The organism is Paraburkholderia sp. GAS32 (assembly GCF_050434225.1).
GTDB lineage: Bacteria > Pseudomonadota > Gammaproteobacteria > Burkholderiales > Burkholderiaceae > Paraburkholderia > Paraburkholderia madseniana.
This window is the reverse complement of sequence record NZ_JBNPVS010000005.1, coordinates 74800-99137: the sequence shown is the minus strand read 5'-3', so window position 1 is coordinate 99137 and position 24338 is coordinate 74800. Positions and strand designations below refer to the sequence as shown.

At 65.0% G+C, this 24338-nt stretch carries 18 protein-coding genes; 7 read left to right on the top strand and 11 right to left on the bottom strand.

Annotated features, from left to right (window positions below):
- Positions 1-64 precede the first annotated feature (64 nt).
- The 5 genes from P3T25_RS07955 to P3T25_RS07935 form a co-directional block, all read right to left on the bottom strand.
- Positions 65-772 (bottom strand): flavin reductase family protein, encoded by a 708-nt coding sequence (locus P3T25_RS07955; protein ID WP_429357850.1) that lies wholly within the window; start codon positions 770-772, stop codon positions 65-67.
- Positions 747-2357 carry a mannose-1-phosphate guanylyltransferase/mannose-6-phosphate isomerase gene (locus P3T25_RS07950; RefSeq protein WP_154561357.1) on the bottom strand — a complete coding sequence of 537 codons (1611 nt, stop codon included), beginning with the start codon at positions 2355-2357 and terminating at the stop codon, positions 747-749. Before P3T25_RS07950 ends, P3T25_RS07955 begins: the two co-directional genes overlap by 26 nt.
- A 90-nt stretch (positions 2358-2447) precedes the next feature.
- A complete protein-coding gene (locus P3T25_RS07945) occupies positions 2448-3281 on the bottom strand; it encodes a class I SAM-dependent methyltransferase (RefSeq protein ID WP_429357849.1) in 834 nt (277 codons plus the stop codon).
- Between the two features lie 98 nt (positions 3282-3379).
- A complete protein-coding gene (locus P3T25_RS07940; RefSeq protein ID WP_429357848.1) occupies positions 3380-5323 on the bottom strand; it encodes an alpha/beta fold hydrolase in 1944 nt (647 codons plus the stop codon).
- Between the two features lie 158 nt (positions 5324-5481).
- Positions 5482-6480, bottom strand: coding sequence for a glycosyltransferase family 2 protein (locus P3T25_RS07935; RefSeq protein ID WP_429357847.1), 999 nt, complete (start codon positions 6478-6480; stop codon positions 5482-5484).
- A gap of 218 nt (positions 6481-6698) precedes the next feature.
- Here P3T25_RS07935 and P3T25_RS07930 point away from each other — a divergent pair, with 218 nt between their 5' ends.
- Positions 6699-8156, top strand: a complete 1458-nt coding sequence (locus tag P3T25_RS07930; RefSeq protein ID WP_266257995.1) for an oligosaccharide flippase family protein — start codon at positions 6699-6701, stop codon at positions 8154-8156.
- Between the two features lie 120 nt (positions 8157-8276).
- Here the strand turns inward: P3T25_RS07930 and P3T25_RS07925 are convergent, their stop codons facing one another.
- Genes P3T25_RS07925 through P3T25_RS07900 form a run of 6 tightly spaced genes read right to left on the bottom strand, consistent with a single transcriptional unit; the run spans position 8277 to position 16281 of the window.
- The gene (locus P3T25_RS07925; protein WP_429357846.1) at positions 8277-9437 is read right to left on the bottom strand and encodes a glycosyltransferase; all 1161 of its coding nucleotides are present in this window, start codon (positions 9435-9437) and stop codon (positions 8277-8279) included.
- The gene (locus P3T25_RS07920; RefSeq protein ID WP_429357845.1) at positions 9434-11830 is read right to left on the bottom strand and encodes a hypothetical protein; all 2397 of its coding nucleotides are present in this window, start codon (positions 11828-11830) and stop codon (positions 9434-9436) included. Before P3T25_RS07920 ends, P3T25_RS07925 begins: the two co-directional genes overlap by 4 nt.
- A 13-nt stretch (positions 11831-11843) precedes the next feature.
- Positions 11844-12998: a glycosyltransferase family 4 protein gene (locus P3T25_RS07915; protein WP_154561367.1), complete on the bottom strand. Its 1155-nt coding sequence runs from the start codon at positions 12996-12998 to the stop codon at positions 11844-11846.
- Positions 12995-14173, bottom strand: coding sequence for a glycosyltransferase family 4 protein (locus tag P3T25_RS07910; protein ID WP_429357844.1), 1179 nt, complete (start codon positions 14171-14173; stop codon positions 12995-12997). The genes P3T25_RS07915 and P3T25_RS07910 overlap by 4 nt, the downstream gene beginning before the upstream one ends.
- Before the next feature lie 30 nt (positions 14174-14203).
- The gene (locus P3T25_RS07905) at positions 14204-15748 is read right to left on the bottom strand and encodes an O-antigen ligase family protein (protein ID WP_429357843.1); all 1545 of its coding nucleotides are present in this window, start codon (positions 15746-15748) and stop codon (positions 14204-14206) included.
- Positions 15748-16281, bottom strand: a complete 534-nt coding sequence (locus P3T25_RS07900) for a GNAT family N-acetyltransferase (protein ID WP_154561373.1) — start codon at positions 16279-16281, stop codon at positions 15748-15750. The genes P3T25_RS07905 and P3T25_RS07900 overlap by 1 nt, the downstream gene beginning before the upstream one ends.
- 345 nt (positions 16282-16626) lie before the next feature.
- Between P3T25_RS07900 and P3T25_RS07895 the strand changes: the two genes are divergently transcribed.
- From P3T25_RS07895 to P3T25_RS07870, 6 genes are all read left to right on the top strand, one after another.
- Positions 16627-16878, top strand: a complete 252-nt coding sequence (locus tag P3T25_RS07895) for an acyl carrier protein (RefSeq protein ID WP_154561375.1) — start codon at positions 16627-16629, stop codon at positions 16876-16878.
- Positions 16875-18173: an acyl-CoA dehydrogenase family protein gene (locus P3T25_RS07890; RefSeq protein WP_154561377.1), complete on the top strand. Its 1299-nt coding sequence runs from the start codon at positions 16875-16877 to the stop codon at positions 18171-18173. Before P3T25_RS07895 ends, P3T25_RS07890 begins: the two co-directional genes overlap by 4 nt.
- A 1-nt stretch (position 18174) precedes the next feature.
- Entirely contained in the window at positions 18175-19230 is a 1056-nt protein-coding gene (locus P3T25_RS07885; RefSeq protein ID WP_154561379.1) for an amino acid--[acyl-carrier-protein] ligase, read from the top strand.
- Positions 19227-20288 carry a DUF1839 family protein gene (locus tag P3T25_RS07880; protein WP_154561381.1) on the top strand — a complete coding sequence of 354 codons (1062 nt, stop codon included), beginning with the start codon at positions 19227-19229 and terminating at the stop codon, positions 20286-20288. The genes P3T25_RS07885 and P3T25_RS07880 overlap by 4 nt, the downstream gene beginning before the upstream one ends.
- A 30-nt stretch (positions 20289-20318) precedes the next feature.
- Positions 20319-22943 (top strand): glycosyl hydrolase 2 galactose-binding domain-containing protein, encoded by a 2625-nt coding sequence (locus tag P3T25_RS07875; RefSeq protein ID WP_429357842.1) that lies wholly within the window; start codon positions 20319-20321, stop codon positions 22941-22943.
- A gap of 629 nt (positions 22944-23572) precedes the next feature.
- Entirely contained in the window at positions 23573-24307 is a 735-nt protein-coding gene (locus P3T25_RS07870) for a Crp/Fnr family transcriptional regulator (RefSeq protein WP_154561383.1), read from the top strand.
- Positions 24308-24338 lie beyond the last annotated feature (31 nt).

Below are 24338 nucleotides of genomic sequence, written 5' to 3'. Positions count from 1 at the left end.
CCGAGCATCGTCGGCAAAAGAATGCGAAAAAATCGCGGGCAAATTGAAAGGAAATCCGGCGCACTCACCGCTTCAGCAGCGGGCTGATCGTGACCGGCGTTCCGACCGGCATTGTCACCGGCGCCTCGAACGGCTTGGCCACCGATCCATAGCGCCCGCCAAAAAAGATCAGCGGCGCGTGTTCGTCGAGCGAGAACACCAGCACTTCACCGACGAAAAGCGTGTGGTCGCCGCACGGATGCCGGTCCACCATGCGCGCCGCGAAACGGGCGGCGGCGTGTTCGAGCAGCACCACGTCCGGCAAGCCGTCCACCGGCGCGAAGCGCGGCGCAAGCCGGCCCTGCGGCTCACCGGCGAAGTGGCGGCTATGGGGTTCCTGGGCGTCGGACAACACACTCACACCGAACCTCGCGCTGTTCATCAGACGCTCGTGCATGCGTGCGCGGTGCCCGACCGACACGACGATCAGCGGCGGCTTGAGCGAACCCGACATGAAGGCATTGGCGGTCATCGCATGCATCCCGTCGCCACTGCCGGTCGAAATCACCACGACGCCGGTGGCAAAACGCCCGAGCGCATGGCGGAAACGGCGCTCGTCGAAGCTCGCCACGTTCAGGTCTGCTGCGTTTGAGGCCGCCGCGCTCACAGCGGTCGTGCCCGCGCAGGCAGTACCTGAACCGGCCGCGCCGCCTGCGCTGCAGGCCACAGGGTCCTGCAACGTCGCGGCACGCACCGCCTGCTGTGCGTCAGCGTGAAGTACCCGCGCCTGCATGGCCGCTCTCCTGATCGCGGCCGTATTGATCGTCGAAGCGCACGATGTCGTCTTCGCCGAGATAGCCGCCTGATTGCACCTCGATCATTTCAAGCGGCGTCTTGCCCGGATTTTCGAGCCGGTGCGTGACGCCGAGCGGAATATACGTCGACTGATTCTCCGAGAGCAGGAAACACGCATCGCCGCGCGTGACGCGCGCGGTGCCGCGCACCACGATCCAATGTTCCGCGCGATGGTGATGCATCTGCAACGACAGACGCCCGCCCGGCTTGACGACGATGCGCTTCACCTGGAAGCGCTCCCCGCGCTCGAGCGAGTCGTAAAAGCCCCACGGCCGGCCGACCTTGCGATGCTCCTGCACCTCCGCGCCCTGCTCCGCCTTCAGGCGGCTGACGATCGCCTTGACGTCCTGTACGCGATCTTTCGCGGCGACCAGCACCGCGTCGGCGGTCTCGACCACCACCACGCCGCTCACGCCGACACACGCGACGAGGCGCCCCTCGGAATGCGCGAAGCTGTCGGTCGAGTCCTCGAACATCACGCGGCCACGCGCGACGTTGCCGCACGCGTCCTTATCGGACGCTTCCCATACCGAATCCCAGGCACCCACGTCCGACCAACCCGCGACCAGTGGCACCGCGACGCCGGCGAGGCGAGCGTCGATGGCGACGCGCTCCATCACCGCGTAGTCGATCGAGTCGGAAGGACACGCAGCGAACGCTTCACGCGCCAGATGCAGCGTGCCGTCGCCATCCACGGCGGCATGCTCGAAAGCCGCCGCGCAAGCCGCCGCGATCGCGGGCCGGCACAACTCGATGGCCGCGAGCCACACCGACGCGCGCACCACGAACATGCCGCTGTTCCACCAGTACTCGCCGGAGGCGACATAGCGTCCGGCGAGTTCCGCATCGGGCTTCTCGACGAAGCGTTCGATCGCACGCGCCCCGCGCGCGCCGAGCGCCATACCTGTGCGGATATAGCCGTAACCGGTTTCCGCGCGCTGCGGCGGCACGCCGAGCGTCACGATCGCCCCGCGCGCGGCGTGAGAGAGCGCTTCTGCAAGCGCCGCGCCGAAAGCCGCATGATCGGCAATCAGATGGTCCGCCGGCAACGCGACGAGGATCGGATCGTCGCCGGCCGCGGCTGCCGCGCGCGCGGCCAACGCCGCAACGGTCAGCGCCGGCGCGGTATTGCGCGGCACCGGTTCGAGCACCATCCGCACCGGCCGGGCGCACTGCTCGAGCCGTTCGAGCGTTTGCAGGCGCAGGTCCTCGCAGCACACCACGAGCGGCGTGCCCATGCTCAGCGTGGCCGCGGTTGGCCTCTCAGTCGGCCTCTCAGCCGCCGTCGCACTGTGCCCCGCAGTGGCGAACGCAAGGTCGATCCGGCGCAAGGTCGCTTCGAGCAGCGATTCACCGCCCATCAGGCCGATCAGTTGTTTCGGATTACGTTCGCGCGACAACGGCCATAGCCGCGTGCCGGATCCACCCGCGAGAATCACCGGCTGGACGCACAAACGCGTGGCCTTTCCGGTGACACCCGCAGCCGACACGATCGGATTGCCTGGTTCAACGATGCGATTCATGTACGATTCCCGTTATGTTCAATCTGGTCTGTTAGTGCTTTTATTGTGTGCAATGCGCGTGGCGCACCGCCTTCGCCCGATCAACGGCGGTCAATCGAAACAGCGCGCGGCAAGCGGTTTGCGCGCAATGAAGTGAAACCACCACGTGTCGCTGATTTCCACGTCGTCAGCAATACGGTTGCCTTCGCAACTGCCGAATACCGCGCTGCTCTCAAAGCCGATCTGCGCGAGTTGCCGGCGCTGCTCACGCAGCGTCGTATAGACGATCACAATGCCGAAGTTGTGCGCCGCCGCCGTCTTCACTGCGTAGTCGCCGTAGTCGTGATTCAGCTTTACGTTACGCATATAGTTCAGCGTGCCGAGCTGAAAGTGCCGCATCGAACGCAGCGTGCGCCAGCCGAGCTTGAGCGGATTAAAGGTGAAGTGCGGCAGCAATTGCCAGATGTTCTCGTGGTAACCCGGGCCGCCGCGGTTGTGCGAAGAAAACAGCACATAACCGCCGGGCCGCACCACGCGGTACATCTCTTCGAGAATCGTCACGCGATCGTCGTAGTCCACACAGTCGATGCCGTTCCAACTGAACTCCGCGAGCCCGTAATGCCCGGATGGCAGCGCCGACATATCGCGCGCATCCATATGCCGCAAGTCGAGCCCGGGATAGCGCGATTGCGCGATCTCCAGCAGCTTCAGCGTGTAGTCGACGCCGATGTAATCGTTCGAGATCGATGTCATCAGCGGAATCGTGCGGCCGGTGCCGATGCCGACATCGAGCAAGGGCTCGCCGACGCAGCGCGGCGCAAGCCACTCGAACGCGGCCTGTTCGCCAGGGTCCGAGAAGGTCTTCTCGATCGTGAATACGCGAGTGGCGTCCGGCGAATTCCATGCGACACGGTTGATGCGGTCCAGCTCGGATTGGCTGCTCATGGCTTACTCCATCTCAGTGGGGGTGCGTCGGATCGACAACCAGCGTGCTTGCGCACTGGTGCGCAAGCGGTTCGCTGCATCGACATGACGTCGCGTGTTCATTGCGCTTCCCCTGATAGACGAAGCGCACGCGCACGTTTTAGAAGCCACTGTGTGGCGCGCGCATGCCGCCAGCCGAGCCGCGCGTGGAGCGGTTCGACTGCAATGGATGGTTCGGGGTGATGGCCCTCGCCAAAGGTGTTTGCAAAGAAATCCTCGAAGTACGACATCACGTTTTCCTGCGCACGGGCCGAGAGAATCGCGTGGTCGGTGCGCTCGCAAAACGTCACCCCAATCCGGCCGAAGCGCCGCAGCCGTCCGCCGCGCGCACCGAAGTAACGTTCAAGCTCCTCGACGCCCTCGTCCAGCACACCGTAGAAAAGACGCGTATGGACGCCTCGCGCGTGCAACGCGGTGAAGAGGCGTTGCTCGTCCTTCGATCCCAGCTGCATTGCGCAGATGCGTTCGATCCGGTCGGCGAGCGTCGCGCCAAACCTGGCCGCGAAGCGCGCCGCCAACTCGCGCGCGACCGGCAATCCGCCCGTCTGCCCGCGCACGACGCGAAGCCATTTGCGCGGCTGGCACATCGAGCGCAAGTAGTTGCGCGTCGAGCCGAAAGCGGCGACGGGAACGGTCGGCTTGCCGTGTTCATCGCAGATGTTCTGCCACGTGAACTTCTGCAAATTGACCAGCACGGCGCCGATCACCGCCGGTTCACGCGATGCGGCATGCAGACCGACGAAGGCGCCCGCGCAGATGCCGAGCAGCACTGCGCCGCGATGTCCCTGCGCCGTCAGCCAGCGCGCCGCGCACGCGGCATCGTCGGCACCCGCTTGCGCATACAGCGCATCGAGACTTACCGCGTCGAGCGATGGCTGGCTGTCGCCCAGACCGCCAAGGTCGACACGCAGCGATGCGATACCCTGGCGCGCGAGGCGTCGGGCACAGCGCACGCTGAGTCGCGCATTGCCGATGCGCGACACGGCACCGGTATTCACCATCAGCACTGCGGGTGCTTCAGCGTCAGAACGCGATACAGGTACGCAATAGATGCCGGACATCCTGCCGCCCTCGAGCCACACCGGCGTTTCGATCACGCCCGGTTCGACGAGGTGTCCTATGGTGTGGTCATCGAGGCGCTCCACCACATGGCCCGACACCTGGTCAGCAAGGCAATCCGCCATACCGTCCGCGCCGCTCCCGGCAGTCAGGCGCTCACGCGCAACCGGGTCACCGGCAGCGCCAGCCAGCCAGTCTTCGATCGATTGAAACGCCGCCCGCGGAATCGCGCTATCGAGCGACTCCATCATGAACTTGCCGTATTCGTCGAACGACTGCCGCTCTACCTGCATGCCCTGTTCACGATAATGCGCAACCAGCGCGTCGACCCGCGCGGGGTCCAGGGAATCGAGCACCAGCACACGCTCGGCGGGCCGCGCGGCATCGCGCCGCAAATCGACTGCGCGCAAGCTCTCCAGGGTGTCGCTATAGAGACGAAAACCGTATGCTTCGACGAATGCGTCGGTATCGGGCTCGGCTTCGCAATCCATCGCGGCCGGCATCAGCAGCCACTTGCGGTAGTGCGCCCGCAACTCGCGCTGATAATTCTTGCCCGACAACACCGGCGCCAGCATCACCAGCCCATCCACGCCGCCGAGTTCCTGAGCGGCGAGCGCCGCGAGCGTGCCGCCGAGCCGCAGCCCGCACAGGGTCACGCGCTCGACACCGGTGGTCTCACGCAGCAGCGCCACCGCTTGCTTGATGCTGTCGATCCACGCGCGCCAGCGGCCGGGCTCGCTCGCCTCGCCCGCCGCATCGCCGGTGCCTGGATAGTCGAACCGCAGCACCGGCATGCCGCGCGCGGCAAGCCGCTCGGCCAGCCGCCGCATGCCGCGATAGGTGCACAGTGCGTCGTACCCGAACGGGGAACACAGCACCACGCCACCTGGCCCCTCCGCCGGATGCAACCATCCGAACCGGCCATCGAACAATACTGGCCTCACGCTAGGCTCCTCACCGGGGGAACTCCGCTTTCGATCACTACAACAAACGCCGTCTGGTTCATCTGTACGTCCGCCCACACTATGTCGGACTCCGATGCTTATGCGGCTTAACGTGTTACGCGCGATGACGTCTGGCTCGCGCCAGATCGACGGGCGGGTCAACTGCCGTGCGGCGCGCGCGCGGCAAAGGTGGAGCGGGTGGCAAGCAGCACGTGATAGAAAAACCGCGCGCGCAGCCGGTCGCGCATCGGGTAATGCCGCGACAGCAGCACACGCCATGCGGCGGCTGATTCGCCGGCGCGCGCATAGGCGGATGCGGCGCGCGGCGCCACGCGCCGCAGCGCGTCCTCGCGCGCGGCCTGCGCGGCGGCGGGCACGCTGCTCGCGCGCAATTGCGCGAACGCGTGCATCGCCGGCAACGCGTGAGTCGATATCGATAGCGCCGTTTCGCGCGACACCGACACGAACTCATTCACGAAACAGATCGCGACCGCATCGACGCTGAGCCGCAAGCCAAAATCGAAGTCACACGCTTCGCCGACCTCGGCCGCCGCGCGGTACGCGATCCGGCGCGCGGCCAGCGTATCCACCAGATAGCCGTTATTCGGAAACATCTGGTCGATCCCTGCCAGTGCCGGCACCGGCAGGCGGCCGGCGCGTTCAGGCACACGCAGATAATCGCGGTTCAGACGTTCAGTGGCTTGCGGCCGCGGCGTGCCGTCGTCGGCGATAACGTGCTGTTTGCCGAACGCCGCGGTCAACTCGGGATACGCGTGCCAGCACGCGTCGAGACAGGTCAGTGCGTCCGGCTCAAGCAGATCGTCGTCGTGCAGCAGCACGAGCCGCGCGCCTTGCGCGCGCGCGAACAGCCGGTTCACATTGGCCGCCTGTCCGAGGCGGGGCACATTGCGTTCATAACGAATCGGGATCGGCCGCGTGCTGCGCAAGCGGCACCGCTCCACCACCTGCTGCGCGCGGTCGTCGTTCGAGTCGTCACCGATGACGATTTCAAACTCGCCATACGTCTGCGCGTGGCAGCTCTCGATGGCCTGTTCGAGCAAGGCGGGCCGATTGCAGCTCGGAATGCAGATGGAGATCAGACGCACGGTCAATTCGCTGCCGCTACCCTGCCCGGCCTCGTTCGTGGTCTCAATCATGGGGGCTCCGAAAATCGTAACGGATTTCATTTAACCCTGCCGGACCCCAATTATCTGTACGGCCACCCACACATCCGCAAAGGGCGAAGGTGCACTATCGAGTGCATACGACAGGCCGGCGCCCTCGTTTCAAGCGCGCTGCTGGGTGCGGCTGCGCACCGACAGCATCGACGATCGACCACACCATCCAATGACTTCACCCGCCGGAAAAGCGCACCATGGAAAGAAGTATCGTCAAGAACATCTTCATCAATTTTGCAGGCGCGATCGCGCCGACCTTCGTCTCGCTCGTCACCGTGCCCGCCTATATCCACCTGATGGGTGTCGAGCGCTATGGGGTCATCAATCTGGTGTGGACGCTCATCGGCTACTTCAGCGTGCTCGATCTCGGCACGAGTCTCGCCACTGAAAATCAGATCTCCAAGGCACGCGCCGCCGAAGACGATTCGATCGAGTGCATCTTCTGGAGCGCGTGGTTCATGAATCTCGGGACCGGCATCGTGGGCGGCCTGCTGGTGTATCTCGGCGCGTTTCTCTACATCACGCACGGCGTGAAGATCGAACCCGTTTTTCAGCGCGAAGTGATGGCGAGCCTGCCGTGGATCGCGGTGGCCGTGCCGATCGCGAACGTCTCGTGGGTCTTTGCCGGGGCCATTAACGGGGTGGAACGCTTCACCAGCTTCAACATCAACCAGACCCTGGGCACGGCGCTGTTCCAGTTGCTGCCGCTCGCGGCGATCTTCTGCTTCTCGCCCTCGCTCGCGGTGGTGATTCCGGCCGCGGTAGTGGCCCGCCTGATAGCCGGCGTGCTGCTTGGCGCAGCCGCGTTCCGCGCGATAGGCATTCGCCGCGTGCGGATGCCGCAATGGCGCGTGATGGCCGAACTCTTTCGCTATGGCCGCTGGATGCTGATGTTCTCGGGCGCCAGCATGATCGCGTCGACACTGGACCGGGTGCTGGTCGGCGCGCTGCTGGGCGCGCGCTTCGTCACCTACTACGCGACCCCGCAGAACCTCATCACGCGCCTTAACCTGCTGCCGATTGCGATGGTGCGCACGCTCTTCCCGCGCCTGTCAGCCGTCTCGCGCGCCGACGCCGACGCCCTTGCGCATAGCGCCCTCGCCTTTCTGAACGGCGCCTTCACGCCGTGCGTGATCGTCGCGCTGTTCGCGCTCAAGCCTTTTCTGACGCTATGGCTGGGGCCGGCGGTCGCGGCCGCAGCGCCGGTTGCCAGCGTGCTCGTGCTGGGCGTGTGGCTGGGTGGCCAGTCGGGCATTCTGGGCATTCTGATTCAGGCGCAGACCAATCCGGCCTATATCGCGAGCGTGAACTGGCTCGAACTGCCGGTGTTCGCCGGCGCGCTGTGGTGCGGGATTCACTGGTTCGGGATCATGGGCGCGGGCGTCGTCGTCGTGACGAAGTCGCTGTTCGACTATGCCGTGCTGCTATGGTTTGCGCGACTGCATGTCTGGTCCATCGTGCGCAATATGGTGGTCCATCTCGCGTTCCTGGTCGTCGCGCTGGTGCTCTCCGAATCGATCACCGCGTTGCCGACGCTCATCGCTGCGGCACTTGTCATGGCGGCGGCGAATCTGGGCATGTCGCTGCATGGGTCCAGCGAACTCAGGAGTGTCGTCTACAAACTCTGGACGCGCGTGACGCTGTCGGCGAGTTAGTCGAGCGGTTGCAGCGGGAGGTGAAACAGGGAGTTGAAGCGGGCCACGAATTGAACTGCACGCCAAAGGTTGAATCGGTGTCCAACTTTTGGGGTGCATTTCAAATGGCGATCCGCTTTTTCAAGGCTTGTGTAAGGCATCCGGCACCGCGAGCGTGGCCGTGGCGATACCAGGCACACTGCCGCTGCGCGTCGCAATTGTCGCAAAGCGGCGCGGCTGGCAACGTGCCAACGTACGTTCGTAAATCGACAGATAGCCGTTACTCACCCGCTGCACGCTGAACGTGTCGAGGTTTTGCGCCGCCCGCGCAGCCAGCGCCGCATGCGCAACGCGATCGGTCAGGAGTAGCCCGAGCGTCTCTGACAGCGTGACCGGGTCGTGAGCCGGCACCAGCAGACCGGCCTCGCCGTCATCCAGCATTTCGGGAATGCCGCCCACCCGGGTCGCCACGATCACGCGTCCCATCTCGCGCGCCTCGCACAGCACCAGCCCGGCCGCTTCGTAGTGCGATGCCAGCGCAAACACGTCGGCCTGCGCGAGGTAAGCACGCGGGTCGGCAACAAAGCCTTCGAAGTGCGTCTGCCCGGCAATCCCGAGTTGCCCGGCGAGTGCTTCCATCGCGGCGCGGTCGGGACCATCGCCAACGAGATACAGCACCGCGTCCGGCACGCGCTTGCTCAGCAACGCGAAGGCGTGCAGCAAATCGCCGATGCCCTTGCGTTCATACATGCCCGACACCGTGACGACGCACGGATGCGCCAATTGCGGCGCCGCGGGAACCGGCATGCCGGCGAGGCGCGGCGTGCCGATCGTGCCGTTGCGCACCACGCTCAGGCGCGTCCTGGGTATACCTCGCCGCACCATCTCCACCCCTACGGCGTCGCTGACCGCCACCACGTGATCGCCGACGCGCATCAGCGTGGCGCTCCGCTGGAACGCGTTGTGCACTGTCGTGACGAGCACGAAACGCCGCCGCAGCGCGCTCAGGCGTGCAATCAGCGCGCCCGTCATCATGTGCGCGTGCACCACGTCGGGATCGACCTGCGCGACAAGGCGTCTGAAGCCCGCCACCATGCCCGGCACACGCGACGGCCTGGGCGACTGGGGAAGCAGCACGTGACGCACGCCGTGCCGCGCCAGCAGGTTTTCGAAGCCGCCGCCCGCCGACGCCACCGTGACGTCGTGGCCGGCGCGCGCCTGCAGGCAGGCAAGGTCGATCATCACGTTGACGATACCGTTGCCGACGCTTTGCGCGTGATTGGCGAGATGGATGATTTTCATGGAGTCTGCGCAACATCCGTTGAGTGAGGGGGCGCCGCGGCGAGCGGCGCCGTCTGTGGCGTGAAGCGATACATCAGCGCTTTGCCGTGTGCGTCTTCCTCGACCAGCACGAGGTACTCGCCCGACGCGAGGCGATGAGCGGTCAGCGGCATCGGCACATCGATCCAGCCGCTCGTCGAACCGACTTCCTTGCCCGGTTCGAGCCGGCCGACATCGCGTCCGGTATCCCGGTCGTAGACGCGCACGATCGCGGTGCGGGTTTCGATGGCGAAAACGTAGTCGCCCGCGACCGCGAAGCCGCTGATCGACGACCAGTCGGGCGCGCCACGGTCGGGCAAGCCGATGATGTAGCGCAGCACCGGCTTGCCGCTCTTCCAGTGGTCATAACGCGCCAGTTGCGAGCCCGCGCTATTCCAGTTGTCCTGAACAAATTGATGCGCCGGTGTCGACCCGGAGATGAACATCGTGTCGTCAGCGGGGAAATAATTCAGGCGCGCGATGCGGTAGAACGGCTCGGGCGGCGGATACTGCCGCATCGCGGCGTAGCGGTAGATCGGATTGCCGACCCGGTCGAAACCCTCTAAAGGAAACAGGCGGATGCCCTGCGACTCCGTGCCCTGCCAGATATCGCCATGGCTATCGACCCACCACGCGCGCATCTGCGGCGCATCGGTGCTGCCGGTGTTCTGGTCGAACGCGCCGGCGGAGAAATCGCCCTTGCCGGTCGCGTCGCGCCAGATCCATTCGCCTTGAGCCGGCTGGTTGGGCGGCCACGCGCCGTCGATGTGCGACTGCGCGAACAGACCCGAAGGAATCGCCGTCTCTCGATCGGCTGTAAAGCGATAGATGCGCAGATACGACGAATACATGTCCGTCGTATAGAGCAGCCGATGTCCGTGGACATCGCGCACGAGCGGCATGCCGCGCTGGCCGCCGAGGTAGAGATGGAAATACGGATCATAGGGATAGCGGAAACGGTCGGCGGTGTAGCCGGCGTACGACCACTCCTCGCCGACCGGGCGTGTCAGGTCGAGTGTGAAGCGCTTGCTGCCGCTATAGACCGAGGGCGGCTCGCCATCGACGAACTGCGCCCCATCGACGAACAGCAGCCCTTGCAGACTGAAGCGCTGCGTACCGTCGGGCGCATAGCTCTCGATCAGCGCACCGTCGTAGGTACTCGGCCCCGTGCCGATGGGACGCGGTCCCGCACCGTTCATCGACACGTAGAGGTTGCCGGCCCGGTCCACGCCGACGCCGGTTAATCCATTGAAACGCCGCGGCCCCGGCGCACCGGCGCGGCCGGCATAAATGCCGCCCTCTTCCCCAAAACTCGCCGACAGGTGCATGCCCGCGCCCGGCTGCGCGGCGGTGGATGCCGCTGTGTCAGGACTCGCCGTGAAAACCAGGATCTGCTGGCGCACGCCGTTGTCGGCGATCAGCAGCCGTCCGCGGGTGTCGACCGTCAGATCCGCTGGCACCACGCCTGGCGGCAAGGCGAGCTCGCCCAGGCGCGCGCCATTGCGCGCACGATGGACCACGCGCTCGGCGCCTGCGGTGCGGCTGTTCTCGACGATCCACAGCGAACCGTCGGGCGCGAGCGCGAGACGGCCCGGTTCGTGCACCGGAAAACTGCCGACCGCCTGCATGGTTTGGGCGTCGAAGATCTGAACGCGGTTGTCACGCTGATTCGACACGAATAGCCGCGCCTCGTCCGCGGCAAGCCCACGGATCGCGTAATCCTCTTTACTCGAGAAAGTCGAGACCAGCAGAAACGCCAGACGGTTGCCGCCCGGCCAACTCACCTGCCCGGCAAACGGCACGCCATCGCGGATATCGGCGCGGCTGCGGCGCGCCACGCCGGTCCACACTTCGCCCTCGTGCGGCATGCGCCGGTGTTGCGCCATCTCGTTGCCAAGACTGACGACGGTTTGCGCGACGAACACGTACTCGTCGTTCACGGCGATCGCGTCGCCGCCCATCATGCCCCAGCCGTGCGACTCGCCGCCGTAGCGAACCAGTTGACCGTTACGGTACTGGCCGATCTCACCGCCGCCTTCGTCCCACGGTGCGTTCGTGAAGACTTCGCCATCAGGCGTGACAGCAAGCGCCTGCACGTCGATCTGCACCCAGCGATGATCCGCGTAGCCCCAGGTATTGCCGATCCACGAAGTGCGGTACGACAGCGACGGATGCGCGGCGGCGGCGCGTACTTCGTCGGCGGGCTTGCTAGCGGAAGCCACGAAGTTTGCACCCGGCGCGGCCCCGGTTGTCTGCGCCGGCCCCAGTGTCGTGCCGCCCCCCGGGCCACTTGCCGCGATCAGCACGAGCACCGGCAACGCCAGCGCGGCGGCGCATACGAGCCGTTCGAAAGTTTTGCGTGTGATGCGTCGCATGATCTTTTACGCGTCAGAACGCGTCGATCGCTTCGCGGTAAATCCGGGCGACCTGCGCGGCGACCACCGGCCGGTCGAAATGGCGGCGGGCATAGGTGCGGCATGCCTGCGAGTCCGGCATCACGCGCCGGCCAAGCAGGACATCGGCAATACCTTCGCCGATCGCCTTGAATCCGCCCGAGGACAGCACCAGCTCAGCCGATAACGGCGCGACCGCTTCCGGCAGACCGCCCACCGGCGTCACCAGAACCGGCGTGCCGGCGGCGAGCGATTCGATTGTTGTGAGCCCGAAGCCCTCGAGCGACACGGTCGGCACTACCGTCAAATCCGCGGCGCGATACCAGAGCGGCACCTTGTCGTCGGGCACGTAGCCGGCGAGCCGCACGTGACGCTCGAGCCCGCGCGCGGCGATGCGCGCCTGCAACTCCGCCTCCAGCGGCCCTTTGCCGGCGATCGTCAGGAGTACGTCGGGAAGCATCGGCTTGACGATGGCCATCGCATCGATCAGGTCCTCGAGTCCCATGCGCGAGACGAGCCGCCGCATGCAGAACAGCAGCGGCCGGTCCATCGGCAAACCGAGACGCTCACGCGCCTGCCGCTGCGTCACGCGGGTATCGAATTGCCCGACGTCGACGCAACCGGGCACGATCCGGATGCGCGCTTCATCCACGCCGTAGGTCTCGCGCAGAATCTTCCCGAACGCCTGCGACAGCACGATGTGACGCGTGCCGCCCTGGTACACGAAGCGCTCGAGCGCAACCCGCATCGCACGCGACCAGCCGCCACCGCCGCCCGGGTACGACTCGGCCGCCCAGGGTCCATGAAAATGCACGACCTTCGGCACGTGTCTGAACAGGCCCGCGGTCGGCGCCGCGTAGAGCGCGAAATGCGTGGCGACGACGTCGGGCATCTTCGCCGCCCGCAGCGCGCGCGACTGCCTGCGCGAGCCCCACAGGCGCGTGCCGAGCGGCGCCTCTACGCCGGCGAAGGCCAGCACACTGCCACCCGACGCATTGAACACCCCGGGGCTGCCCGCCACCAGCCCACGGACATTGACGCCCTGCTCCGGCAACGTATCGATCAGCGCCTTGAACATGCGATCGAGGCCACCCGGCCGCTCGTTGAACCAGTGCATGCCGATCTGCAGCGAATCGATTGGCGCGCTCATAGGTCCACCGATGCAGTCGCACAGCCGGCCGGCAACGATTGCGCAGCGCGCCGCGCATGCACCTGCTCATAGAGCGACAAATAGCGCTCCGCCATGGCCTGCCAACTCAAGGTTCTGGCGACTTCACGCGCCGCCTGCCCCAACCGGTGGGCGTATTCGCGATCGCTCGCGAGGTGTTCGATCGCTGCGGCAAGCGCGGTCGCATCGTTGGGATCGTCGAGCACGATGCCGCTTCTGGCCGTAATCACTTCGGCGCCGCCCGCGGTCCGCACGGTAATGACCGGCAATCCCGCGGCCAGCGCTTCGAGCAGCACCAGTCCCATCGGTTCGTAACGCGAGGGGAACACGAACGCATCGACCGAACGCATCAACGCGGGCATGTCCATCACCATGTCCGTGAAGTGGACCCGTTCCGTCAACCCGAGCGACGCCACCAGCGCCGGATACGGACTATTGTGCAGAATCCCCGCGACTGCCAGATGCACGTCGGCCGAGGTGTGCACGAGTGCGTGCAGCACCGTGTCGAGATTCTTGCGCGACATGCGCAGGTCGCCTGCGAACAGCAGCATGAACGGCGCTGACGGCAGGCCGAAGCGGACCCGCTCAGGCGCACCGGGCGCGAATTCGTCGACATCGACACCGTTATGAATCACCAGCAGTTGCGCCGGGCCGATGTCCAGCGCGCGCACCTCGGCGGCGACCGCATGCGAGACCGGCACGATGACCTCCGCATGCCGGAAGGCCCATTTTTCGCAGCTGATATTCAGCAGCGTGTAGATCACCTGATACGCATCGTAGGCGCTGCGCCACAGACGGAACGGGTAAAAACCACAGCGATACCAGCCGTCATGAACGAAATGCGCCGCATTGACATCGGCGCGCGCCCACGCGATGAAGCCGTTCACGTGAATCACATCGAAGTCCTGACGATGTGCACGGATCCATGCGCCGCAACGCCACGCGAACATCTGGTACTGAGCCAGTTTGGTCGGCAGCCGGCTTTCTGCGATCTGCACGAAACGCACGCGCGGGTGCTGCACCAGCTCAGGCGCCGCCCCGGTGGCGAGCAGCGTCACCGAATGACCGGCCGCGAGCGCGGCCAGCACGATCTCGTAGTTGACGCGTCCCTGCCCATCGTTTTTGCGCACGACATGGGTGACAATCAAAATCCGCATCCTGTTGTCCTTCATCAGCCTGTCTTTTTTTTAGAATCGCGCCGGAGCCGCAGCGACCGCACCGTGGCGTTCACGTGCATAGCGCAGCGAAATCACCGGCAGGGTCACGCCGAGAAAGAAAAACATCCCCGACACCGAAGTCAGCGTGTTGATGAACACCATCATCGAGAAAATCGCCACCGCTACGCCGACGCCCGAGACCGCCAGCAGGTCGGTCGGATGCTGGCGGCTCGCGCGATACGCGCGCCACAGCAGCATGACGATGCCGGTGGTGTAAAGCAGCGTGCCCGGCCACCCCATCACGAAGGGCACCTCCATCAGACCGCTGTCGAAATTGAGCCTCGCCTGCGACGCCGTGTCGTCGGACAGCTTGCTGCCGAGGCCGGTCGTACCGAGCCCCTGGCCGGCGATATCGGTGAGCGCCGACGACATGAATGACTTGTAGAACTCCGCGCGCGCCTGATAGCTGTCGTCCTTGCCGAGGTCCTGAATCGTGCTCAAGCGCTGCAGCACCGGCTCCGCGACCTGATCGATCATCATCAGCGGCGCAGCCACCACGGCCAGTCCGAGCGCGCCGGCCATCAGCCGCCTACGGCTCTTGCCGTCGAGCATGACGAACGAGTACACCAGCGCGATCGCAAAGCCGCCCCATGTGCTGCGCGCACTGGTAAGCAGCAACACGGGAACCCCGACGCATCCGAGCACGATGCGCGCTTTACCCCGCGCGGCCAGCGACATCAGCAGGATCGTCATGAGCGTCACCGCGAAGGGGCCGCATGAATTCATCGTGCTGCTCACGCGCATGCCGAACGGCACCGGCTGCCCCTCGGACAGCATCTTCGAGGAGATCAGCCAGAACGCATCCCAGGGCATCGGCGAAACGAACTCGAGCAGGCCGTACAGGCTCATCAGGAGTCCGCCATAAACGAAGGTCTTCAGCAGAACCCGGTGATAGTCCGGGTAGTGGCGCCACGTCACGGTGAGGTAAAACGCCACCATCACGGGATACAGCCAGTTGATCAGCGTAAACGTCGCCGCCGCCGGACCGACCTGCGCCATGCCGACGACAAAGGCATAGAGCAACGCGATCACGATCAGCACCAGCGGCGCCGCGCGGCGTTGCCCAAGCAACGAAACATGCTTGAGCAAGGTCAGGCCGGTGAGTGAGACAGCGAGCAACGTCGCCACCATGATCGGGCTTTGCTGATTGAACGAACCGTTGACGAAGTCCGCGAGGCGCCGCACTTCGGGCGTCAGAAAGAACAGCCAGCAGACGAAGCCGATGTAATGCGCGGGCGAGCGCCAATACAACACCAACGCCACGCCGAACGCGCCGAGCGGAAAGAAATATTCGACCAGCCCGCCCTGATGCAGAAGGATCAGGCCCAAGGTCATGGCAAACAGGAGCACCGGCAAGCTCAGCGGATGACGCAAGCCTTTGCGTCGCGGGCGCGCTGCCGGCGCGCGAGGCGTGGCCCGCTCAGGCACAAACGCCTCACCAGGCAGCGCACGCGGTTTACCCGGCGATGTCGATAGTCCAACCTGGGTGGAAGGCGTGATCAGTGTTCGCACCATTACAGGAGCTCAAACGTATTGACGAGCGCCACGCCGTCACGCTCGCGGCGGCGCGTCCCGAAGAGCGGCTGGCTGCCGCGCACCTGGCGCGTCAAGCCGATGAACGCCACGCCATGTTCGAGGTACGGCCCTTCTGTCTTGCGAAAGCTGAATTGCTCGTAGAAGTCGCGCAAACCGAGCGGCGCGCTCACCCGCGCGGCGTGCCCCGGCCAACGCTCGGCGATCGCCTGCAATACCCGTTCGAGCAACACTTCGGCGGTGCCGTCGCCGCGCCGCAGCGGGCTCGTCAGCACCTTGTCGATGGTGATTTCCGGATCTTCGGCGTCGCCGGGTTGCAGGCGTGCGTAGGCCAGGATCGGCATCGGCCGCGCCATATCCTCAACCGCGAAGACATGCAGCGCGTTCTCGTCGCGACCGTCGGCGTCAAGAAAGACGTGCGATTGCTCGACCACGAAGACCGCGCTGCGCGCCCGCAAGATCAGATACAGCTCGCGTGCCGAAAGCTGCTCGAATTCCAGCGTTTTCCAGTTCATCACGTTCCCCAGCGGTAAATAAGTTCAGCGAGCACGGCATCGCACGCCGCCTCCGACGGCCTGGCTCGACACGCCGACCTGTTGTCATGGCTACAAGGTACGTCCCCGAAACGCGTGTTTCCGTGCGGCATCGCACCGACGCAGGCCTTTGACAATTCTTAAATACAAGGCGTTAGAACATGGTGTAGCTGGAAGCCGCCAAAGCGGCCCTCAGGGCACCGTGCAAGCGCGGCGAAGACGCGCGCCTGCGCCACGCGCTGCAATAAACACCAAAAGCGAAGAAGTCTGTTCGTTTTACGTCAGCAACATTCGAGAGACCGTTGACCAACAAGGGGGCACCTCAACATGAAAACCGCACTGCGACGCATCCTTTCCGAATCGGCCCGTCTCGACGTCGCGCCGGACACGCTGGCCGACGACGCCGATCTGTACGCCGCCGGCCTGTCCTCGCTCGCCACCGTGCATCTGATGCTGGCCATCGAAGATGAATTCGGCATCGAGATTCCGGATCGCATGCTGACGCGCCGGCTGTTCTCCAGCATCGATTCGATGGCCACCGCGGTCACCGAGCTGCAACAGGCGAAGGCGGCAGCATGAACGCCCCGCTGCTGGACACGGCCGCGGTGCCGGCGCCGCTCGCCGACCCCGCTGCGGTACAACCCGCCGGCGCAAGCGTCGTGCTGAGCGCGGTGGAAACCGAACCGGGCTGGCGCGCCGCGGCGCAGCGCTGCGCCGCCATAGCCGCGCAGTTCGCCGATCCGGTGGACCGCGAAGCGCGCTTTCCCCACGAAGCATTCGACGCGCTCAAGCGCGAACGGTTGTTGTCGGCGATGGTGCCGGCCGCGTTCGGCGGCGCGGGGCTCTCGCTCGCGGATGTCGCTGCGATCTGCGAAACGCTTGCGCAAGGCTGCGCTTCCACTGCGATGGTGTATGCAATGCATCAGATCCAGGTGGCCTGCATCGAGGCGTATGGCAGCGAGTCGGCATGGCACCGGCAGTTGCTCGCACAACTGGTTGAACATCAATGGCTGCTGGCTTCGGCGACCTCCGAAGAAACCATCGGCGGCAACATGCGCACCAGCGCCTGCTCGGTCGAACTCGACGGCGAGCCCGGCCAGCAGCGCTTTCGCATCGAAAAACTCGCGCCGACGATCTCGTACGGCGCGCACGCCGACGGCATCCTGGTCACCGCGCGCCGCACCGCCGAGTCGGCCGCGGCCGACCAGGTGCTGATCGTGGCGTTACGTGAAGAAACGCTGTTGGAAAAACGCGGCGGCTGGGATTCGATGGGCATGCGCGGCACCTGCAGCGAGGGCTTCCGGCTCGTCGCCACGGGTCTCGCCGAGCAGATCCTGCCGACACCGTTCGCCGATATCGCGGATCAGACCATGCTGCCGGTGTCGCACACGCTGTGGGCTTCGGTATGGACGGGCGTCGCCAGCGACGCGGTGAATCGCGCGAAAGCCTTCTTTCGCGCGCAGGCCCGCTCGAAACCCGGCTCGATTCCGCCGGCCGGCCTGCGCCTCGCCGAAGCGGTCGGCCTGCTGCAGATGATGCAGGCGCGCCTGTCGGTCGCGCTCGAAGCCGCGCGCACCGCCCACCACGCGAAACACGGCGGCTGCCAGGCCGACGCGCCGCTCTCGGCGATGCTCGGCTTCGCTTCCGACATGAACACGCTGAAGACCAGCATCTCGACCACCGCACTGCAAGTCGTGCAGGAAGTGCTGATGATCTGCGGCATGGCGGGCTACAAGAACGGCACGGAATACAGCGTGGGACGGCATCTGCGCGACCTCTACTCCGCGCCGCTGATGATCAATAACGACCGTATCGCGCAGAACACGGCAAGCCTGTTGCTCGCGCAACGTCCTGCCGCCCCGGGGAGAGCCTGACATGAACACGATGACCGATACCGCCGCGCTCGCCGCTGCCGCTCCGGAATCTTCGGCGCCGACTTTCCGCGACGAACTGCTGGCCACGGGCCTGCTGATCGATACCGGCGAAAACGGCCTGTACGGTCGCAGCCAGGTTTTCGAAGACGTGGTGGACCGTCTGAACGTGGCGATCACGCATCTCGGCGCGGACCAGCAGCCCGAAGTGCTGCGCTTTCCGCCCGCCATGCGCCGCACCGATTTCGAAGACAGCGAATATCTGAAGAGCTTTCCGAACCTCGCCGGCACGATCCACTCGTTCTGCGGCAACGACATGGGCCACCAGCGCCTGTTGCGCGCACTCGACGACGCGATGACCGAGCGCGACGATGAACGCAGCGAAGAATGGATGGCGCAGCAAAAACCGACCCGCGTGGTACTTACGCCGGCCGCCTGCTATCCGATCTATCCGGTGATGGCGCGGCGCGGCCCGCTGCCCGCAGACGGCCGCACCATCGACGTGCTGTCGTATTGCTTCCGCCACGAACCCTCGCTCGATCCGGGCCGCATGCAGATGTTCCGGCAGCGCGAATACGTGCGCCTCGGCAACGCCGAACAGGTAATGGCATTCCGGCAGATGTGGGTCGAACGCGGCTCGCTGCTGATTACGCTGCTGCAACTGCCGGTGGAAGTGGATCTCGCCAACGATCCGTTCTTCGGCCGCGGCGGCAAGATCGTCGCCGATAGCCAGCGTGCCCAGGCGCTCAAGTTCGAACTGCTGATTCCGGTGGCCGACCCGCGCGGCAAGACCGCGTGCCTCTCGTTCAACTATCACATGGACCACTTCGGCGCGATCTGGAAGATCGAGTGCGAAGACGGCGCGGTGGCGCACACGGGCTGCGTCGGCTTCGGCATGGAACGCATCACGCTGGCGCTATTCCGTCATCATGGGCTCGACGTCAACGCGTGGCCCGACGACGTGCGCGCGCTGCTGTGGGGCGACACCGAGGCACGCGTGGCGCAGGGCATGCAGTCGGCGTCCACGGTAGCTGAACAGGGTGCCGGAGATAGCGCATGAATCCATCCCTGATCCCCGTGCCGAAGGGCGTGCCGTCCGCCTTTGCGTTGCCCCGCCGGCTCGACCTGCCGGCTCAGGGCGGCGCGGCCGCGCCTGCCACGCCGCTGCGCCAGCACGCACCGCACGCGCTGCATCAAGGCGAGCGCGTCTGGCAGGAGACCAACTGCTACGTCGACCTGTGGATCGAACTGCTGCATGGCTTCGGGCTCGATCCGCGCGCGGCGTTCGGCTTTACCGTCACGCAGGACTTCGAAGGCGATCAGTTCACCTTCTTCAAATTTCCACTCGAAGACCTCGAGCGGCTGTACGGCACTCAGGTGCAGGAACTGGCGATCTACGACTCGCTCGAAGCCCGCGTGCTCGCGCAGACCTTGCGCGGCCATACCGTGCTGGTGGAAGTGGACGGCTATTACCTGCCGAATACGCGCGCCACGTCATATCGGCGCGAGCATCCGAAAACCACGGTGGGGATCGACTTTATCGATCCCCCGGCACACCGTCTCGGCTATTTCCACAACACCGGCTATCACCTGCTCGACGGCGAAGACTACGACGGCGTGTTCCGCAAGCTGCCGCAATTCGCGCAGCAGCCCGATCTGTTGTTTCCGTATGTTGAATTCGCCAAGCAGGCGCGGCCCGCGCTGGAAGGCACCGCGCTCGCCGAAGCCTCGGCGGAATTGTTGTGCGCGCATCTGAACCGGCGGCCGCTGACTAACCCCATCTCGCAGTGGCGCGCCGCGTTTCCCGCGCATCTCGATACGCTGCTCGAACGCGGCGAGGCGTTCTTCCACCCCTACTCGTTCAACCTGATGCGGCAGCTCGGCGCGAACTTCGAATTTCTCTCGAAGTATCTGTTGTGGCTCTCCGCGCAAGGCTTCGACATGCCGGCGGCGATCCCGGAGGCGGCGCAGCGTATCGCGTCGGAGTCGATGGTGATGCAGTTCAGGCTCGTGCGAGCGATCACGCGCGGACGCCGCGATTCGTGTGAAGACTGCTTCGACGTGCTCGAAAGCGCCTATGAAAAGACGCTGCCGCCACTCGCCGCGCTTGTGCTGTAACGAGCTCGTTTCGAGCTTCAGGAAATCGCCGTGGATGTGCTGACGAATGACCGGGTACCGGATGCAGGCGGCTCGCTTCCGGTGACCTTTGCCAAAACGCCGGAGGCGGCCGAAGTTGATGACGCTGTCGGCGCTATCACGGCGGTTGCCTCACCCCATGACCTCTGGCCGCAGCCACTCGACACAGGCTGGCAGTGCGTCAGCACGCCGGCCGGCGCATGCGCCTCCCCCGCCGACTTGCCCGCGCAGGGCTGGCTCGCCGCGCAAGTACCCGGTACGGTGGCAAGCGCGCGCCGTGCTGCGGGCCTGCTGGACGCCGCGAATCCGCCGCCGCTTGCCTTCGACGATCACTGGTACCGGCTCACGCTGACGGGCACAGGCAAACGCCGCCTGCGCCTGCACGGCCTCGCCACGCTCGCCGAAGTCTGGCTCGACGGCATCAGGCTTATCGAGTCGGATTCGATGTTCGTCGCGCACGATCTCGACATCGAACTGCACGGCAGTGCGACACTCGCGCTGTGCTTTCGCTCGCTGACCCCGGCGCTGGCGGCCAAACGCTCACGTGCCCGCTGGCGGCCACGGCTCGTCACGCCCCCCACCTTGCGCAACGTGCGCACCACCCTGCTCGGCCATATGCCGGGATGGTGTCCATCGGTGCAGGCCGTTGGCCCATGGCGGCCGATTGAAATGTTGAGCGACGCGCCGCACGCATTCGACACGATTGATCTGACAAGCCGCCTCGAAGACGACGACGGCGTTGTTTCGCTTACGCTACATTTCGTGCATCCGCATGACGTCGACACGTGCGCCGCAACGTTAAATTGCGGCGGTTGTGTTTCGTCTTTGCAATGGAACGATGCATATACACTGACCGGAAGCGTGCGTGTGCCGCATGCCGAACGCTGGTGGCCCCACACGCACGGCGAGCCCACTCTATATCCTCTGACGTTGCAGCTTGATGACGAACGCGCGATATCCCAGTCATTGGGATTCGTTGGCTTTCGCAGCATCGAAGTGGATCGCGGCGCGGACGGTACGGGCTTCGCATTGCGCGTAAATGACACACCGGTGTTCTGCCGTGGCGCCTGCTGGACCAGCGCGGATCTCGTTACTCTGACCGGCACAGAGGCACAACTGCGCCACACTTTCGCGCTCGCTCGCGATGCCGGCATGAACATGCTGCGGGTAGGCGGCACGATGGTGTACGAGTCCGACGCGTTCTACGCACTGGCTGACGAATACGGCCTCCTCATCTGGCAAGACTTCGCGCTGGCGAATTTCGACTACCCGACCGATGCCGCCTTCGGTGCTTCCATCGAGCGCGAAGCGACGCAATTTCTGACCCGCACAAGGCGCTTCGCATCGCTCGCGGTGTTGTGCGGCGGCAGTGAAGTCGACCAGCAGGCGGCCATGTTCGGCCTGCCCGCTTCAATGCGCGCGCAACCACTTTTTACCGAACAGCTACCCGCCATCGCCGCGCGCGAGCGCGCAGACGTACCGTATGTGAGCAACTCGCCCTCGGGCGGCGCGTGGCCGTTTTCGACTAACGAGGGCATCACGCATTACTACGGAGTCGGCGCCTATCAACGCCCACTCGACGACGTGCGCCGCGCGCAGGTCCGTTTCGCCGCCGAATGCCTCGCCTTCGCCAACGTGCCGGACGACGCCACCTTGCACGACGCGCTGGGCACGATTCATCTGCACGATCCGCGCTGGAAAAGAGCCGTGCCGCGCGACCCCGGCGCCGGCTGGGACTTCGACGACGTGCGCGACCACTATCTTCAGACGCTCTACGGCATCGAGCCGGCACAGTTGCGGTACGAAGACCCTGAGCGCTACCTGGATCTGTCGCGCGCGGTGGTCGCCGACCTGATGGGCGACGTATTCGCCGAATGGCGGCGCGCCGGCTCGGCGTGCGGCGGCGCGCTGGTCTGGCAGCTTCAGGATCTGCAGCCGGGCGCAGGCTGGGGCTTGATCGACGCCACAGGACGGCCTAAAAGCGCCCTGCACGGCCTCGCGCGGACGCTGCAACCCATCCAGGTGGTCATGATCGACGAAGGCCTCAACGGCCTCGATATCCATCTGCTGAACGAACGTGCCGAGCCGTTGCACGCTCAACTTGAGCTGGTCTGCCTGCGCGACGGCAGCGTCAAGGTCGCGTCGGCCAGCCGCGCGGTCGAACTGGCGCCGCACAGCGCGCAGCGTATCGGCGCGGCCGGGCACCTCGGCCAGTTCTTCGATTTCACGCACGCATACCGCTTCGGGCCGCGCGCCCACGACGTCACGATTGCAACACTGCGCGATCCGGCGAGCGGCAAGATCGTGTCAGAAGCGGTTCATCTGCCAGAGCGGCGCGCCCGCGAACGACACGACCTCGGTCTGACGGTCCGCGCCGAGCGTACCGCCGACGGCTGGCAGTTGATTATCGAAGCGAAGCGCTTTGCACGCTTCGTTCATATCATTGACACGCATTACCGCGCCGCGCACGACTGGTTCCATCTGCCGCCGAACCGCCCCTGCGCCGTACCGCTCATCCCCGTTGAGAAACTCGTTGCGCACGCATCTACCGCGGCGTTTAAAGCTGATGCAACATGCGGGGTGCCCGCCGGCGAAGTCCGCGCGATCAATGCGATATCCGCCATCATCTACGGATGAATGTCGCCCCTGACCTAGCTATCCCTTCGCAAGGCGCGCAAAACCTCGCGCTGCGCGAATCCAGCTGTCTGGTCTGCGGAGTCACTGTTGGTTTTTTCCCGACTTTCCGGTCTTCAAAAAAGGCGTTGCGTACGCCACCGTACGCAACGCATGGAACACATATGAATCAAATCCGGCACAACCCGGACGGCCCCCGATAACGCACACGCAAAGGCTGGTTCATCCGTGAGACAGCCCCCGCAAAGGGACGCTCATCAGCCGCTAACCCAATCCGAACAAGGACTTGACTCGAATAAAAATACCCCTCACCGGGGGCGCGCGTTAAGCAGGCGTTGTACAGAATTGAAACAAAAAGCCACTTTTGCCTTCCCGCGCTGCTCGGGCTTTGTTCGCTGCGCCGCACCAGCACTCGTTTTCCCCAGGGTTGGCACGCTCCTCGCTAAAGAAAGAGCGCAACACCGCGACGCCGCGACGAGATCTACAAGAACGGCGGTGGCGCACCAGGCCAATACGGGGCCGTTCCTGTTCATCCTCGCTGCTCGCCAGGTAGCACGTCGTTCATTCAAGGATGCAGGCATCGGATCAAAAACACGAGGTTGCGCTGTGCGCCGCTTCAGCAAGGACCGATCATGTTGACACTTCAATCAGATCTGCACGGCAACCATTTGCTCGGCGCATTGCCGTCCCACGAATGGCAAGCACTTGCCCCTCATCTCGAACTCGTTCATCTGCGCACCGAGCAACTGCTGTGCGACTCAGGTCAACGGATCCATCACGTCTACTTCCCGACCACCGCGATCATCTCGATGCTTTCGACGATGGAAGACGGCAGCTCGGTCGAAATCGCCGCGGTCGGCCGCGAAGGCATGACCGGCGTGCCGGTGCTCACGGGCGGCGAAACCATGCCGAACCGCGTGCAGGTGCAATGCGCCGGCTTCGCCTACCGGATGAACGCACAGGCGCTCAAGCAGCAATTCGCACGCTCAGACTTCCTGCGCCGCCTGATGCTGCTTTACATGCACGCCCTGCTCACGCAGGTCGCGCAGACCGCCGCCTGCAATCGCCACCACGCGTTGAACAAGCAACTGTGCCGCTGGCTGCTGATTGAAGTGGACCGCGTGGCGTCGAACGATCTGACGGTCACCCAGCAACTGATCGCCGACATGCTCGGCGTGCGCCGCGAAGGCATCACCGAAGCGGCCGGCAAGTTGCACGACGAAGGCCTGATTCATCACAGCCGCGGCCACATCAAGATACTCGATCGCAAGGGTCTCGAAGCGCGCGCCTGCGAATGCTACGGCCTCGTCAAGCGGGAATTCGACCGCCTGCTGCCGCGTCTTCGCCAGGCCGAGACCGTCGAATAAGCAGTCAACTCAAGGCTGCATCGTTCGATTA

Coding starts and splice junctions, on each gene's coding strand:
- P3T25_RS07955 (WP_429357850.1), bottom strand. CDS start 772: ATGCAGGCGCGGGTACTTCACGCTGACGCACAGCAGGCGGTGCGTGCC.
- P3T25_RS07950 (WP_154561357.1), bottom strand. CDS start 2,357: ATGAATCGCATCGTTGAACCAGGCAATCCGATCGTGTCGGCTGCGGGT.
- P3T25_RS07945 (WP_429357849.1), bottom strand. CDS start 3,281: ATGAGCAGCCAATCCGAGCTGGACCGCATCAACCGTGTCGCATGGAAT.
- P3T25_RS07935 (WP_429357847.1), bottom strand. CDS start 6,480: ATGATTGAGACCACGAACGAGGCCGGGCAGGGTAGCGGCAGCGAATTG.
- P3T25_RS07930 (WP_266257995.1), top strand. CDS start 6,699: ATGGAAAGAAGTATCGTCAAGAACATCTTCATCAATTTTGCAGGCGCG.
- P3T25_RS07925 (WP_429357846.1), bottom strand. CDS start 9,437: ATGAAAATCATCCATCTCGCCAATCACGCGCAAAGCGTCGGCAACGGT.
- P3T25_RS07920 (WP_429357845.1), bottom strand. CDS start 11,830: ATGCGACGCATCACACGCAAAACTTTCGAACGGCTCGTATGCGCCGCC.
- P3T25_RS07915 (WP_154561367.1), bottom strand. CDS start 12,998: ATGAGCGCGCCAATCGATTCGCTGCAGATCGGCATGCACTGGTTCAAC.
- P3T25_RS07910 (WP_429357844.1), bottom strand. CDS start 14,173: ATGCGGATTTTGATTGTCACCCATGTCGTGCGCAAAAACGATGGGCAG.
- P3T25_RS07905 (WP_429357843.1), bottom strand. CDS start 15,748: ATGGTGCGAACACTGATCACGCCTTCCACCCAGGTTGGACTATCGACA.
- P3T25_RS07900 (WP_154561373.1), bottom strand. CDS start 16,281: ATGAACTGGAAAACGCTGGAATTCGAGCAGCTTTCGGCACGCGAGCTG.
- P3T25_RS07895 (WP_154561375.1), top strand. CDS start 16,627: ATGAAAACCGCACTGCGACGCATCCTTTCCGAATCGGCCCGTCTCGAC.
- P3T25_RS07890 (WP_154561377.1), top strand. CDS start 16,875: ATGAACGCCCCGCTGCTGGACACGGCCGCGGTGCCGGCGCCGCTCGCC.
- P3T25_RS07885 (WP_154561379.1), top strand. CDS start 18,175: ATGAACACGATGACCGATACCGCCGCGCTCGCCGCTGCCGCTCCGGAA.
- P3T25_RS07880 (WP_154561381.1), top strand. CDS start 19,227: ATGAATCCATCCCTGATCCCCGTGCCGAAGGGCGTGCCGTCCGCCTTT.
- P3T25_RS07870 (WP_154561383.1), top strand. CDS start 23,573: ATGTTGACACTTCAATCAGATCTGCACGGCAACCATTTGCTCGGCGCA.